At 69.0% G+C, this 14,492-nt stretch carries 13 protein-coding genes; 5 read left to right on the forward strand and 8 right to left on the reverse strand.

Translation table 11 applies throughout. The features are described 5' to 3' along the window. Positions 1-36: 36 nt before the first annotated feature. From ABZS29_RS37180 to ABZS29_RS37205, 6 genes are all read right to left on the reverse strand, one after another. Positions 37-828 carry an SGNH/GDSL hydrolase family protein gene (locus tag ABZS29_RS37180; protein WP_355469538.1) on the reverse strand — a complete coding sequence of 264 codons (792 nt, stop codon included), beginning with the start codon at positions 826-828 and terminating at the stop codon, positions 37-39. A 117-nt stretch (positions 829-945) separates the two neighbouring features. Then, entirely contained in the window at positions 946-1,719 is a 774-nt protein-coding gene (locus ABZS29_RS37185) for an ABC transporter ATP-binding protein (protein ID WP_355469540.1), read from the reverse strand. Next, the gene (gene cbiQ, locus ABZS29_RS37190) at positions 1,716-2,474 is read right to left on the reverse strand and encodes a cobalt ECF transporter T component CbiQ (RefSeq protein WP_355469541.1); all 759 of its coding nucleotides are present in this window, start codon (positions 2,472-2,474) and stop codon (positions 1,716-1,718) included. Before cbiQ ends, ABZS29_RS37185 begins: the two co-directional genes overlap by 4 nt. After that, positions 2,471-3,490 (reverse strand): energy-coupling factor ABC transporter permease, encoded by a 1,020-nt coding sequence (locus ABZS29_RS37195; RefSeq protein ID WP_355469543.1) that lies wholly within the window; start codon positions 3,488-3,490, stop codon positions 2,471-2,473. The genes cbiQ and ABZS29_RS37195 overlap by 4 nt, the downstream gene beginning before the upstream one ends. A gap of 46 nt (positions 3,491-3,536) precedes the next feature. Beyond that, positions 3,537-4,895 (reverse strand): NAD(P)/FAD-dependent oxidoreductase, encoded by a 1,359-nt coding sequence (locus ABZS29_RS37200; protein WP_355469545.1) that lies wholly within the window; start codon positions 4,893-4,895, stop codon positions 3,537-3,539. A gap of 55 nt (positions 4,896-4,950) precedes the next feature. Further along, complete coding sequence (locus tag ABZS29_RS37205; protein ID WP_355469547.1) at positions 4,951-5,844, reverse strand: AraC family transcriptional regulator; 894 nt, start codon at positions 5,842-5,844, stop codon at positions 4,951-4,953. Between the two features lie 106 nt (positions 5,845-5,950). Here ABZS29_RS37205 and ABZS29_RS37210 point away from each other — a divergent pair, with 106 nt between their 5' ends. The 3 genes from ABZS29_RS37210 (at position 5,951) to ABZS29_RS37220 (ending at position 8,965) form a co-directional block, all read left to right on the forward strand. After that, complete coding sequence (locus ABZS29_RS37210) at positions 5,951-6,904, forward strand: NAD-dependent epimerase/dehydratase family protein (protein ID WP_355469549.1); 954 nt, start codon at positions 5,951-5,953, stop codon at positions 6,902-6,904. Beyond that, positions 6,879-7,631, forward strand: a complete 753-nt coding sequence (locus ABZS29_RS37215) for a metallophosphoesterase (protein ID WP_355469551.1) — start codon at positions 6,879-6,881, stop codon at positions 7,629-7,631. The genes ABZS29_RS37210 and ABZS29_RS37215 overlap by 26 nt, the downstream gene beginning before the upstream one ends. Positions 7,632-8,095: 464 nt before the next feature. After that, the gene (locus ABZS29_RS37220; RefSeq protein ID WP_355469553.1) at positions 8,096-8,965 is read left to right on the forward strand and encodes a hypothetical protein; all 870 of its coding nucleotides are present in this window, start codon (positions 8,096-8,098) and stop codon (positions 8,963-8,965) included. Between the two features lie 169 nt (positions 8,966-9,134). Here the strand turns inward: ABZS29_RS37220 and lpdA are convergent, their stop codons facing one another. After that, positions 9,135-10,532, reverse strand: a complete 1,398-nt coding sequence (lpdA, locus tag ABZS29_RS37225) for a dihydrolipoyl dehydrogenase (RefSeq protein ID WP_355469555.1) — start codon at positions 10,530-10,532, stop codon at positions 9,135-9,137. 133 nt (positions 10,533-10,665) lie between these two features. Here lpdA and ABZS29_RS37230 point away from each other — a divergent pair, with 133 nt between their 5' ends. Together ABZS29_RS37230 and ABZS29_RS37235 are read left to right on the forward strand one after the other, a co-directional pair. Continuing rightward, complete coding sequence (locus ABZS29_RS37230) at positions 10,666-12,789, forward strand: peptidoglycan DD-metalloendopeptidase family protein (protein WP_355469557.1); 2,124 nt, start codon at positions 10,666-10,668, stop codon at positions 12,787-12,789. 53 nt (positions 12,790-12,842) lie between these two features. Continuing rightward, positions 12,843-13,304 carry a PGPGW domain-containing protein gene (locus ABZS29_RS37235; RefSeq protein ID WP_355469559.1) on the forward strand — a complete coding sequence of 154 codons (462 nt, stop codon included), beginning with the start codon at positions 12,843-12,845 and terminating at the stop codon, positions 13,302-13,304. Here ABZS29_RS37235 and ABZS29_RS37240 read toward each other — a convergent pair. Beyond that, positions 13,272-14,483: an FAD-dependent monooxygenase gene (locus ABZS29_RS37240; protein WP_355469561.1), complete on the reverse strand. Its 1,212-nt coding sequence runs from the start codon at positions 14,481-14,483 to the stop codon at positions 13,272-13,274. The genes ABZS29_RS37235 and ABZS29_RS37240 overlap by 33 nt on opposite strands. Positions 14,484-14,492: the final 9 nt, after the last annotated feature.

The raw sequence follows: 14,492 nt of genomic DNA on the forward strand, positions 1-14,492 counted from the left end.
ACACGCCGGTAGGCCCGCCCATCAAACGGTCGGAGGTCAGGACTTGGTGAGGGTGGGGGCTAGCAGGTTGGCGTAGGCGGCCTGGCCGGTGGTGTTGGGGTGGTAGGACTCGCTGACCGGGTTGGACAGGCCGTTGATCCATTCGGGGCTGCCGCAGACCGCGTGGCCGATGAAGGCTGAGGTCGGGTTCACGAAGGTGAACCCGACCGCGCTCGCGGCGGCGGCGATCTTGGAGTTGAGCAGGTCGGCGGTTGCGTTGAGGCGGGTCATCTCGGCGGCACTGAAGAAGGTGCCGGCGTTGCAGTCGGTGCCGTTGAACAGCCTCGGGTAGCCGACGACGATCACCTTGGCCGACGCGGCGCGGCTGCGGATCGCGCCGTACAGGCCGTTCAGCCGGGCCGGGATCGTGTTGTTGATGGTGGCCTGGGCGTTGTTGACCGCGGTGTTGCAGTCGCCGAGCCAGGCCGGCTTGGCGCATTCCGTGATCACCGAGGAGAAGCCTGCGTCGTTGCCGCCGACCTGCACGGTGATCCGGTTGGCGGCACTCGTCACCGCGCTGAGCTGGTTGTTCGTGACATCGGCGACGCGGGCGCCGGAGCAGGCGACGAAGGTCAGGGTCGCGCCGAGCCGGGCGGCGTCGAGGTACGGGTAGGCCTTCGTGGAGCGCTGGCACGAGCCGCTGCTGGAGATGTAGGTGCGGGTACCCACGCCGGCGGCGTAGGAGTCGCCGAGCGCGACGTAGTTGACCGCGGCGTGGGCGACGCCGGGGTTGAGAAGCATCGCAGCGCCGAGGGCGGCTGCGGACAGGAGGCTGGCGATGGACTTCATGGGCGGACCGCCTTGGGTGCGAGGGGTGGCGACTCACATACTTAACGTCACGATGGCCGACTCGCGGGTAACAAACAAGGTCTTGGTAAGAAACTGGCGAGGTATTTCTCGCCTACGTCAGCGGCCTTCGGGGCCGGGAACCGAGAGCGGATCGAACCCGTACGGGAGCTCGAGCCGGTGTGCGCTCATCAGGCCGGGGTCGCCGAGCAGGTCGCGGGTCCGGCCGTCCGCGACGATGCGGCCGCCGTCCATCAGCAGGCTCCGCTCGCACAACTGCAGGGCGTACGGCAGGTCGTGGGTGATCATCAGGAGCGTCACGTCCAGACCCGTCAGGATGTCGGCGAGCTCGCGTCGGCTGGCCGGGTCGAGGTTGCTCGACGGTTCGTCCAGAACCAGTACTTCGGGACGCATCGCAAGCACGGTCGCGACGGCGACGCGGCGACGCTGACCGTAGGAGAGGTGGTGCGGCGCGAGGTCGGCGTGGTCCTGCATGCCGACCTGCACCAGCGCTTCGCGCACGCGGTCGTCCAGCTCGGCACCACGCAGGCCGAGGTTCGCCGGACCGAAGGCGACGTCGTCGCGCACGGTCGGCATGAACAACTGGTCGTCGGGGTCCTGGAAGACCAGGCCGACCTTGCGGCGAATCACGCGCAGATGATCGCGGTGCAGTCCGGTCCCGCCGATCTCGATCCGGCCGCTGCCAGAGCCGCCGGCGACCGAGCCGAGGATGCCGTTGAGGTGCAGCACCAGCGTGGTCTTCCCGGCGCCGTTCGGGCCGAGCAGCGCGACTCGCTCACCGCGCTGGACGGTGAAGTCGACGCCGAACAGCGCCTGCCTCCCGTCGGGATAGGCGAAGACCAGACGCTCGACCTGAATCGCGGGACCGCTCACAAGCCGACAACCCTAGCCGCCACCGCGACCGCCACCGCGGCCAGGGAGATCGTCAGCCCCTCGAGCCACTGGGCCCGGGTCGCGCCGACCTCGCCGAGCAGCGGCATCCGGCCGGTGTACCCGCGCGAACGCATCGCCAGGTGAACCCGCTCACCACGCTCGAAGCTCCGCACGAACAGCGCGCCCACTCCCCCGGCGACCGCCTTCAGATGGCCGGCTCGGCCACCGGCGTACCCACGGGACTCGCGGGCGATCCGCATCCGGTGCAGGTCGTCGGAGACCACGGTGAGGTAGCGGACCATGAACGACAGGATCGCCACCAGCGTCGACGGCAGGCGCAGTCGTTCGAGACCGGCGAGCAGGTCGCGAGGGCCGGTGGTGGCCGAGAGCAAGATGGCGGCGATGACACCGAGCGTGCCCTTGGCGAGCACGTTCCACGCACCCAGTACGCCGGACTCCGACAACTGCAGGCCGAGTACGTCGACCGTGGGCCCGGTCGCCACGAACGGGAGCAGCAAGGCGAACACGAGGAACGGCGTCTCGACGGCCAACCGCCGCGACACCACCGGCATGGGGAGCTTCGCCAGCACGATCGCGGCGGCGAGGAAGGCGGCGTACAGGCCGAAGGCCCAGAAGTGCGCGGCCGGGGTGGAGACCACTGCCAGCACGAAGACGAACAGCGCGACGATCTTCACCTGCGCCGGGATGCGATGAACCTTGCTGTCGACCGCGACGAGCAGGCCGTCCCCACTCACGATGCTTTGTTGGCGCGGAGGGAGGCGACTTTGGCGATGGTCAGGCCGACGGCGATCGTGACCAGTACGCCGATGATCCCGGCGAGCGCACCGGAGACCTGCGCGTTGCCGATGCCACTCACGCCGTAGTCGGCCAGCGGACTGCCGGCGACCGCGGAGCTCTTCGCGGCGCTCTCGAAGCCGAGTTTCGCGCCGACGAACTCCAGACCGTCGGGATGTGCGCTGGCCAGCAGGCTGACGCCACCGGCGACGACGAGCGTGACCGCGATACCGATGCCGAACAAGCGGCCTGCGGGCTTGGCGGCGATGGGCTTGTCCGGCGAGACGGTGGAAGTGTTGCCGTCGGCATCGACCAGGATCAGGTCGGGCTGCAGGTGGCGGGCGGCGTACACGAGGTCAGGACGGGTCGCGACGACCGCGCCCAGCACGGCCGCGGTGATCACCGCCTCACCGATCCCGACCAGGATGTGCCAGCCGACCATCGCGGTCGCGAGCTTGCCGATCGGGATGTCGACCGCGCCGCCGATCGCGTACAGGCCCGTGAAGGCGAGTGCGGCGACCGGTACCGAGACGAGCGCGCCGACGGTTGTCGCCGGTACGACACTGCCCGTACGGCGTGGCAGGACCTGCAGCAGAGCACGAGTGATGAAGTAGCCGACCAGCACGGTGATCAGGCCCATCAGCGTGATGTTCGTGCCGAGGGCGGTCAGGCCGCCGTCCGCGAAGAGCAGCCCTTGGACCAGCAGCACCGTGGACATCACCAGTACGCCGGTCCACGGGCCGACGAGCGCGGCCGCCAGCGCGCCACCGAGCAGGTGGCCGCTGGTGCCGGCGCCGACCGGGAAGTTCACCATCTGTACGGCGAAGACGAAGGCGGCGGTCAGCCCGGCCAGCGCGGGACCGGTCTCCCGGATCTCGCGGTTGGCCCGCTGCAGGCTGAACCCGACCGCACCGGCCGCGATCAGGCCGGTGGCGACGGAGGTCGGCGCGTCGAAGAACCCATCAGGAACATGCACGCCGACATTCTTGGTCCTTTTGCGATCGAATCGCAAGAGAGATCGTTCACAGGTCCTTCAGCGCGTCGCCGATCGCCCGGTGGAAGGTCGGGTACGCGTAGATGACCTGTTGCAGAGAGTGCACCGGTACGGCGGCGTGAACGGCGATCGCGAGCGCGCTGAGCACCTCGCCGCCGGTCGGCCCGGCACTGGTCGCACCGATCAGGACACCGCGGTCAGTGTCGACGACGAGCTTGATGAAGCCCTCGTTGCCGGCCTTGTGGATCCAGCCGCGCGACGAGGACGGGATCTGCGTCAGCCCGGTGGCGACGTTGAGGCCGTGCTCGCGGGCCTGCTTCTCGGTCAGCCCGACCGCACCGATCTCCGGATCGGTGAAGGTGACCCGCGGCATCGCGTGGTAGCGCGCCAGCGGCGCGTTCTGGGTGCCGAGGATGTCGTGGACGGCGATGTTCGCCTGGTACATCGCGGTGTGGGTGAACGCGCCGACCCCGGTCACGTCACCGACCGCCCAGACGCCGTCCGCGGCCCGGACGTGCTCGTCGACCTCGATCTTGCGGGCATCGGCGTCGATCCCGACCTGGTCCAGGCCGAGCCCCTTGATGTCGACCCGGCGACCGGTTGCCACCAGCAACTTCTCGCCGGTCACCGTGCGGCCGTCGTCGAGAGTGATCGTGAACTCGTTGCCGTCGTGCGCCACCTTGGATGCGTGGACGCCGGTGCTGATGGTCACGCCGTCGCGCTCGAGCGTCTCACGGGCCAGGTCACCGGACTCGGGCTCCTCCATCGAGAGGATGCGCTCGGCGCCCTCGATCACGGTCACCGCGACGCCGAACCGGGCGAAGACCTGGGTCAGCTCGACGCCGATCGCGCCGCCGCCGAGCACGACCAGCGAGGCCGGCAGCGTCTCGGCCCGGATCGCGTCCTGGTTCGTCCAGAACGGCGTACCGGCGAGGCCTTCGATCGGCGGCACCAGCGGGACCGTGCCGGTCGCGACGATGATGCCCTTCGAAGCCTCGAACTCCCGGCCGCCCGCCTCGACGGTCTTCGGTCCGGTGATCGTCGCGTGCGCGCGGACGAACGTGACGCCCTTCTTCGCCAGCCGGTCGACCGCGACCTGGTCGTTCCAGTTGTCGGTCGCCTCGTCACGGATCCGCTTCGCGACCGGAGCCCAGTCGGGCTGGACCGTCGCCGTACCGGCCATGCCGTCGACCCGGCGGGTCTCGGCGATCAGGTTGGCGGCACGGATCATCATCTTGCTCGGGATGCACCCGTAGTACGGGCACTCGCCGCCGACCAGCCGCGGCTCGATGCCCACCACGTTCAGCCCGGCTTCGGCAAGCCGCCCGGACGCCTCCTCGCCGCCTACACCCAGCCCGATCACGACCACGTCAACCTGTTCAGCCATGCCGCCAAATCTCGCAGATGGCGGTCCGGCAGCCAAGCCCGGCGTCGGCGCGTCATCAGGCGGTAAGGCGGCTCCTGCGGTATTCACCCGGAGCGACGCCGTACTCACGCTTGAAGGCCTTGGCGAGAGCGAACTCGGTGCCGTAGCCGGTCTGGGCGGCGATCGTTCGCAGCGGTACGTCGGAATCATGCAACCGGCGCGCGGTCAGCGTCATCCGCCACCAGGTCAGATAGCCGAGCGGCGTCCGTCCGACCGCGCTGGTGAACCGCTTGGCGAAGCTGGCCCGGGACATCCCGGACAGGGTGGCGAGCTCGGCCACCGTCCACGGGTGCTGCGGGTTGCCGTGGATGCCACGCAGCGCCGCCATCAGCGCGGGATCCGCGAGCACGGTGGCCCAGCCGTCGGTCGCGCGCTCGCCGGCGAACCAGGCGCGGAGTACGAACATCAACAGCATGTCGACGAGACCGGTCAAGATCGCGGACGAGCCGGCCCGTGGCTCGGTGAGTTCGTCGGAGAGCAGTTCGATGGCGGCGCGCAGCGACGGATCCCGGCCGGACAGGTGCACGACCTCGGGCAGGTCGTCGAGCAGCGGATGACTGCTCGACCGGTCGAAGTAGTACGCCGCGCACAGCAGTTTGATCGCGGGGCCCTGGACAGCGACCGCGTCGGCGGCCGGCGCGGTGTCGAAGCGGAAGTCTTTGAGCGGGCTGTCCGGCTGGTCGGCCAAGGCATAGCCGGCGCCGTGCGGAACGAACACGACATCGCCGATGCGCAGCTGGATCGGCTCACCGCGCGCCGGAAGGAGCCAGCACGAGCCTTCGAGCAGCACGTGACATCCAGCGCCATCGCTCGGTGGGAAGCGGATCCCCCACGGCGCCTGCTCGTGGGTCCGCGATGCGTGCGGCCGACCGGTCCGCAAGGCAGTCAGTACGTCGCTCAGCACGTCCACGGTGATCAGCTTAGACGGTCGGATATGGCATTGAGCGTCGTGACCATGTCCGTGGACATCGTTGGATTCGTACTGTCGAGGTCCAACAACTCTTCGGGAGATTGCAATGACGTTTTCTGTCGTGGTCGGGGCGGGCGGTACCGGGCGGGCTTTGGCTCGACTGCTCGCGGACAGTGGCGAGCGGGTCAAGCTCGTCACGCGGAGCGGCTCCGGCCCGAATCATCCCGGCATCGAACGGGTCGCGGGCGATGCCACAGCGGTCGACTGGCTCACCGATCAGGCCGCCGGCGCGACCACGCTCTACAACTGCGCGATGCCGCCGTACGACCGATGGCCAACCGACTGGCCGCCGCTTGCGGCCGCTCTGCTCGCTGCGGCCGAGCACAGCGGTGCGGACTACGTCATGCTCGGCAACGTCTACGCTTACGGCGCGGTCAGCGGACCGGTCACCGAGGACCAGCCCTCCGCCCCGATCTCGGTGAAGGGCGCGGTGCGTGAGCAGATGTGGGCCGACGCCCTGGCCGCGCACGAGGCCGGCCGCGTCCGAGTCACCGAGATCCGCGCGGGTGCATTCCTCGGCGGAGACACCATGTCGGTCTACAACCTGCTCGTCGTACCCAGTGTTCTGGCTGGGCTTCCGGCGTCGTACCCCGGCGACCTCGACGTCGAGCACGGCTGGACGTACGTCGGCGACGCCGCCCGGACGATGCTTGCCGCCGCACGGCACGACGAGGCCTGGGGACGGGTCTGGCACGTGCCGTCCACCTCGATGCTGTCGGTTCGGGCGCTGACCGCCGAGCTGACCGCGCTCGCGGGCGCTCCGGACGCGCAACTCACCGAACTGGCGCTCGTGGAGCTCGCGCGCCTCGGTGCGCAGGACTCGGTCACCGCGGAACTGCTCGAGATGCAGTACCTCGACCGCGAACCTTTCCTGCTCGACTCCGCCCACACCTCAGCTGTTCTTGGCGTCACCGCCACCCCACTCAAGTCGGTCCTCATCGAGACGATCGACGCGCTGCGGTTAGGGTCGGGCGATGATCGTCATCGCGCACTTGAGTGATCCGCATCTGGACGGGACGGACGTTCCGCGGGACCGGCTTCGGCGGGTGACGGCGTACTTGCGGGAGTTCAGTACGCCGGTGGACGTCGTACTGGTGAGTGGGGATCTGGCGGATCACGGGCTGCCGGCGGAGTACGCCGAACTGGCAGCCGAGTTGCCGACGGACGTGCCGGTGCTCGTGCTGCCGGGGAACCACGACGTGAGCGCGCCGCTGCGGGCCGGGCTGGCTGGTTTCGTGGATGCGGCCGGAGACGGGCATCCGGTGCATCAAGTGCGGGACGTTGCCGGTGCCCGGTTCGTGCTGGTCGACAGCACAGTGCCGGACGAGGACCACGGGTTGCTGTCCAAGGAGTCGCTGGCCTGGCTGGACGGCGTACTGCGGGAGCCGTTCGACGGGCCGATCTTCGTGGCGATGCACCACCCGCCGCTGGTCATGCACCACCCAGTGATGGACCAGTGGTTGCTGTTCGAGCAGCCTGCCCTCGAAGCCGTCCTGGCCGGCAAACCCATCACCGCCATCCTCACCGGCCACGTGCACAACCCCGTCGCCACCACCTTCGCCGGGCACCCGGTCCTCGGCGCCCCCGGCATCCGCTCAACCGTCCCCCTCCCCTTCGAGCCCGCCCCCGCCAGCGGCACCATCGTCGACACCGACGCCGCCCCCGGCCTCGCCCTGCACATCTATTACCCGGGCGAACCCCTCCAGACTTTCTACCGCTTCCCCTGAGGGACCCAGAACCGCCAGCCCTCGGGCGCCTTGGGAAAGTTCGGCGGTGGCGACCATCCACGCGGCGGCCGCCAGTTCGGGTGAACCGGCGGCCAGTTCGGTGGCGGCTGGAAGCGGTACTGCCGGTCCCGGAGATGCCAGAACAGCGACCATCCGGCCGCTATAAGACCCACGGCGGTCAGCCCGAGGGCAAGAGCCAGGAGACTTGAGGTCTCGGGCCCGCAGTCGACGCCAGGACCGCAGGGATGGGACGGCATGCGGAGGAGCACCAGACGAAAGGCTCCGACGCCGCTGAACACCCCGGCCGCACACCAGCCGAGCGTGATCAAGGTCGGATGCGCGGGCGGGTCGTCGTACCCGTGGAAGACGCGCGGATCTGACGGCGCCGGCAGACTCATCCCGTCATTACAGCTCACATCCGGCCGACACCTGACAACGAATTCCGAAAATGCCAGGATCACCGCATGACGAGTTATGTGGGGTCTGGCGCCTACTGTTATGCGAACTCGCTGGCGATGATGATTCGCGACGTGCCGATGACGGCGATCGAGGTGCTGACCGGGTCGCCGTTCGGCGCGCAGGTCGAAGACACCGGGCTGCCGTGGTTCGATCCGCCCGGCTGGCAACCGGACCTGGGACTCGACCGGGCGATCGAGCTGCTGGGCTGGACCTGCACTCGTACGTCGGGCGGTTCGGCCGACGAGGCGTTGGCGCGACTGAGCTCAAGCACGCCGGCTCTCGTCGGTCCGGTTGATGTCGGCCTGCTCACGCATCAGCCGTGGTCGCCGGGCAAGGCTGTCGGCGGTGACCACTGGGTGGTCGTCACCGAGGTGACCGACGATGCCGTCGTCTTCCATGATCCGGACGGCTTTCCCTATGCCACGCTGCCGATACCGCAGTTCCTCGAGGCATGGCGTGCCGACGAAGTCACTTCGGTCGAGGGCTCCTACATCCTCCGCACCGACTTCGAACGCCGCCAGCAAGTGTCGGTCGAGGACGCACTGCGCGCCTCGCTCCCCTACGCCCGCGAATGGCTCTCCCGCGACTCACAGCAAGCCATCGAGCAGACGGCCGCGCAGCTCGCGGCCGAGGACGACGGCATCCGCGGTCATCTGGCTCACCTGGCGGGACCATCCGGCGTACGGCGGCTGAACGACGCCTCGATCTGGCTGGCCGCCATCGACCAGCACGAGGCCGCCACCGTGGCCGCGGACCTCGCCCATCAACTGGGCAGTCTGCAGTTCGCGCTGACCTCGCGGCAATTCGCCCAAGCCGCCGGAATTCTCACCGAGCTCGCCCCGGGCTACCCGAAGTTCCGCGCCGCCCTAGCCTGACCACCCCGGCCGCCCGCATTTGGTGGGTCCACCCACCAGATGGTGGGTTGGCTACTCGCATGCGGCTGGGGAACCCATAACCTGATGGGTCCACCCACCAGATGGGGTGTATCTCGGGAATGCGAACGGGCGCCGGCGGACGGATCCGCGGGCGCCCGTTGCGGGGTGATCAGAAGTTGATCATGTGGCCTTCGAGGCCGTGGAAGGCTTCCTGCAGGGCCTCGGACAGCGTCGGGTGGGCGTGGACGTTGCGGGCCAGTTCCTTGGTGGTGAGGTCCCACTTCTGGGCGAGGGTGAGCTCGGGGAGGAGCTCGGTGACCTCGGGGCCGATCAGGTGGGCGCCGAGGAGTTCGCCGTACTTGGCGTCGCTGATCACCTTGACGAAGCCGTTCGGGTCGTTGAGACCGTGGGCCTTGCCGTTGGCGGTGAAGGGGAACTTGGCGACCTTCACGTCGTAGCCGAGCTTCTTGGCCTCTTCCTCGGTGTAGCCGAAGCTCGCGATCTGCGGCTGGCAGAAGGTGGCCCGCGGGATCATGGCGTAGTCGAGCTCCATGGTCTCGTGGCCGGCGATGGTCTCGGCGGCGATCACGCCCATCGCCTCGGCGGCGTGCGCGAGCATCAGCTTCGCGGTGACGTCGCCGATCGCGAAGATGTTCGGCACGTTGGTCTTGCAGAGACCGTCGACGGCGATCGCGCCGCGCTCGGTGAGCTGTACGCCGGTCTTGTCCAGACCGTAGCCGTCGACGCGCGGCTGGAAGCCGATCGCCTGCATGACCTTGTCGGCCTCGATGACCTTCGAGGCGCCGTCCTTGCCCGTCACCGTCACCTTGACCGAGGAACCGGAGTCGTCGATCGAGTCCACCCGGGTGGAGGTCAGGATCTCGACGCCGAGCTTCTTGTAGGCGCGGGCGAGCTCCTTCGACACCTCCGGGTCCTCCAGCGGGACCACGCGGTCGAGGAACTCGACGATGGTGACCTTGACGCCGTAGTTCGCCAGCACGTACGCGAACTCGACGCCGATCGCGCCGGCGCCGGCGATCACGATCGAGCCGGGCAGCTCCTCGGTGAGGATCTGCTCCTCGTAGGTGACCACGCGGTCGGACAGCTGGGTGCCCGGCAGCAGCTTGGTGGTGGCGCCGGTGGCGATGATGCAGTTGCCGAAGGTGACGGTCTCCGAGGAGCCGTCGTTCAGCGTCACGTCGAGGGTGTTGGCGTCGGTGAACGAGCCCCACCCGTCGAACTCGGTGATGCTGTTCTTCTTCATCAGGAAGTGGACGCCCTTGACCCGGCCGTCGGCGACCTTGCGGCTGCGCTGGACGGCGGTCGGGAAGTCGAAGCTGACCTCACCGCTGATCCCGAACGCCTTCTTCTCGGTCCGGAAGATGTGCGCGAGCTCCGCGTTCCGCAGCAGCGCCTTGGACGGGATACAGCCCACGTTCAGGCAGACACCGCCCCAGTACTTCTTCTCGATGATGGCGGTCTTGAGCCCGAGCTGAGCCGCGCGGATCGCCGCGACATACCCACCCGGACCTGCGCCGAGGACAACAACGTCAAAGTGCGAGGCCATACTCCGAACTTTAGTCGGTCGCTCCAGCGCGGCACGGGTGGGGTTTCGTCAGGACCGTTCGCGGCCTACGCTGGGCACGCGCGGGGGCTCGTTCGCCCTGCGTACGTGAGGCGGGACGACAATGGGGAGCCTGATGGTTCTGGGGAACCGTCGGGGGCTGCGGTTCGCGGCACTCGGCACCGTGCTGGCAGTGATGGCGCTGCCCGCGTATGCCGGCACGCCCACACCACCTCCGCCGGCCTCCGTGACGGACGTCAAACGCTCCCTCGAGCAGCTCCAGGCCGAGGCCGCCGCGCTGCAGGCCGACTTCGCCAAGGCGACGATCGCCTACACGAACGCGCTCAAGGCGGCCGAGACCGCCGAGGCCGCGGCCAAGAAGGCCGAGACGGAGGCGACCACCTCGACCGGCAAGGCCGACGAGGAGCGTCGCAAGCTCGGTGTCGTGACCGCGCAGGCCTACCAGATGGGCATCCCCACCCAGCTGGGCGCCGAGTCGATCCTGTGGTCGCTGGCACCGGTCGCGGAGAACCTCCAGGAGATCGCCGACCGGCAGACCGCGATCCAGCAGATCGGCACCACGCAGACCGCGCAGTACAACAAAGCCATGAACGCCGGTGCCGAGGCCGACAAGGCCAAGGCCGAGGCGGCCGGCAAGCGCGCCGCGGCCAAGGCGGCCGCCGAGCGGGCCCAGCAACTCGGCAACGACGTGAAGCAGAAGGCGGCCGATGCCGCGTCGCGCGCGATCGACCAGCTTCCCGAGCTGGACGGCGCGTCCGAGCTGTCGAAGCAGCTCCAGCGCGCCCGCAACCAGCAGGCGCTGCTGCGCTGGCAGGCCTATCTCACCGAGCTCACCGCAGCCAAGGTCACCTTGCCGCCCGCTGCGACCCTCAAGAACCCCACCGCGCTGCCGGCCGGCCTGACCCCACTCGTCGCGGGCGGTCAGCCGGTTCCCGGCGCAGCAGCGGTGACAGTGGCCGGCAAGACGCTCCGGGTGCTTCCCGCCGAGACGATCCGCGCGGTGAACCAGGCCTTCAACCTGGTCGGCCGTGCGTATGCGATCGACGCCGGTGGCCCCGATCAGTACGGCTGCCTCGGCGCCGCCCGCGCCGCGTGGGCGCCGTACGCGAAACTGCCGGACGCGATCAGCAAGGTCTACCCGGGCTACCAGCAGGTCCCGCCGGACCAGATCCAGCCCGGTGACCTGATGCTGATGGGAAGCCGGTCACTCGGCCTGGTTCACATCGGCATCGCCCTCGACAACGACGAGATGATCGCCTCCGACGAGTCCAAGGGCTCGGTCGTCGTCACTCCGGTCCCGGAGAACCTCTGGGCCGCACTGCGCCCGACCCTCGGCGCCCCCACCAAGCCGCAGGTCTCCCCCACCGCAGGGCCGAGCGCGGTCAACTTCCGCTGCGGCAACACCGGTACGTCGGTCAACGTCGGCTCGGGCGCGTGGACGTGGCCGCTCGCCGACGGCACCTACGAGATCGGTACGCCGTTCGGCCAGTCCGGCGCGATGTGGTCGACTGGTTTCCACACCGGCCAGGACTTCCCCGCCGCCATCGGTACGCCGGTCCGCGCGGTCACCGCGGGCACCATCCGGGTCGAGCACCCGAGCTGGGCCGGGAACCTGGTCCGCGTCGACCACGGCAACGGCTTCGAGACCCTCTACGCCCACCTCAGCCAGGTCAACGTGACCGACGGCCAGCAGGTGGTCGCCGGTCAGCGCATCGGCGCGGTCGGCACTGAAGGCAACTCGACCGGACCGCACCTGCACTTCGAGGTCCGCATCGGCGGCGACCCGGTCAACCCGATGCCGTTCCTGGCCACCGGATCCGCGACCACCGGTTGGGGCGGCTACAGCAACGGCATGATCCCGGCCAGCAAACTGTGCGCGACCGGCAACGGTCACATGCTGCGCTGCGACGCCGCCGCGGCCTACCTGCAGCTCGCCGGCTCCTACAAGAAGGCGTTCGGCAAGTCGCTCTGCATCACCGACTCCTACCGCTCGTACCAGGCGCAGGTGAGCCTGTACGCGCGCAAGCCGTCACTGGCCGCCCTCCCCGGTACGTCGAACCACGGTTGGGGCGTCGCGGTCGACCTGTGTGGCGGCATCGACAAGTTCGGCTCCGCGCAGTACCGCTGGATGAAGGCCAACGCCGGCGCCTTCGGCTGGGTGCACCCGTCCTGGGCCGACCAGGGCGGCAGCCGCGAGGAGCCGTGGCACTGGGAGTTCGGCCGCGCCGCGCGCACCTGATTCGGCAGCGGTATTTCCGGGAGTTCGGCCGGATCAGCACGTAGTGTGGTGGCGTGGCCGAGCAGCACAAGAGTCCCGACCGCACTGATCACAACGTCACCTTGGACGCTGACGACGACCGGTGGGAGTGGCGGCGCCGGATCCGGGCGAATCCGAAGAAGCACCTGATCTACCGCATCGTGGTGGGCGTGGTCGGCGGTGTGCTGATCATCGCGGCGCCGTTGACCGGCTGGCTGCCGGGTCCGGGCGGCATCCCGCTGTTCATCGCGGGTCTGGCGGTCCTGGCCAGCGAGTTCGAGTGGGCCCAGCGGCTGCTCTACAAGGTCAAGGACTGGGTCAAGGAGCTGACCGCCTGGACCGGGAAGCAGCCGGCCTGGCTGAAGGCGCTCGGTACCGTCGCGCTGTTCTGCTGCGTGCTGGTCGCGATCTGGCTCTACCTGGCCGTGCTCGGCGTGCCCGGCTGGCTGCCGGACTCCTGGGAGTCATTCCTGCACAAGCTGCCCCTGCTCGGCTGAACCTTGTTGTGTTGAGCCCTGTTGCATCGAGTAGGCCGGCAGTTCGATCAGGGTGCTCATCTTCTGAGCCATCTTGATCATCTGCCCCATCAGGAACCGGTTGCTCAGCATCCGGTTCCGGGCTGTGATGCCGAACCTGGACGGCGGTGCGAGGAAGCGGCCCGCCTGGCTGCCGTCCTGCGTCGTCGACACTGCCTTGCGCAGTCGCGACTCGTAGCGCTCGAACGCGCCCGGGTAGTTGCCGGCCGCCAGCTCCCCCGCCAGCACGTACGCCCCGACGACCGCCGTACCGGTGCCGAGTGCGCCGAAGGTCGCGCCGTACCCGGCGTCTCCGAGCAGGACGATCCGGCCAGTGGACCAGCGATCGACGTGGACGCGACTGATCGAGTCGAAGTACAACTCTGTTGCTGAGGGCAACCCTTCGAGCAGCTCCGGCACTCGCCAGCCGAGTCCGGCGAAGTGCTCGCGGACGATCGCCTTCTGCTGGTCGCGGTCGCGCCGGTCATAGGCGAGCACCGGTGACTTGAACACGAAGAGTGTCTGAGCCAGCGCCGGATCCCGTCGGTCGGCGCTGACGCTCGCCATCCGTCCGGGCACGTTGTAGAGCAGCGAGTCCTCGACCGCACCGATCGTGTTCGGCACCTCCCAGCCCGCGACGTAGTACCCGAGGTGACGCTCGGTCACCCGCTCGGCCGGCCAGGCCAGCCTGCGCACCACCGAATGCATGCCGTCGGCACCGATCACCAGGTCGTACGTCTCCTCCAGTCCGCTCTCGAACGTGACGTCCACACCGCCGGCCGTCTCGTGCAGGCTCGCGATCGAGTCCCCGAACCGGTACGCCGCCACGTCGCGACCGTGCTCGTACAACACCTGGGACAAGTCCGAGCGCAGTACCTCGAGCTCCCCGCCGGCGAACTCGGGTGGCAGCCGCATCAGCTGCTTCTCCGACGCGTCCACGAACCGCATCGCGCTCCCACCGGTCTGCCGCTTCCGCAGCTCCCCCAGAACGCCCATCCGCTCCAGGACAGTCAGGAAGACCTCGCCGCGGAAGTCCACGGCGTACCCGCCCTTGCGCAGGGTCGGCGCAATCTCGACGACCGTCACCTCGTGGCCCGCACGGCCCAGCCAGAGCGCGACCGACGGCCCCGCCACGCTCGCACCCGACACCAGAATCTTCATGCTCAGCTC

The sequence above is a fragment of the Kribbella sp. NPDC005582 genome (assembly GCF_040605415.1).
GTDB lineage: Bacteria > Actinomycetota > Actinomycetes > Propionibacteriales > Kribbellaceae > Kribbella.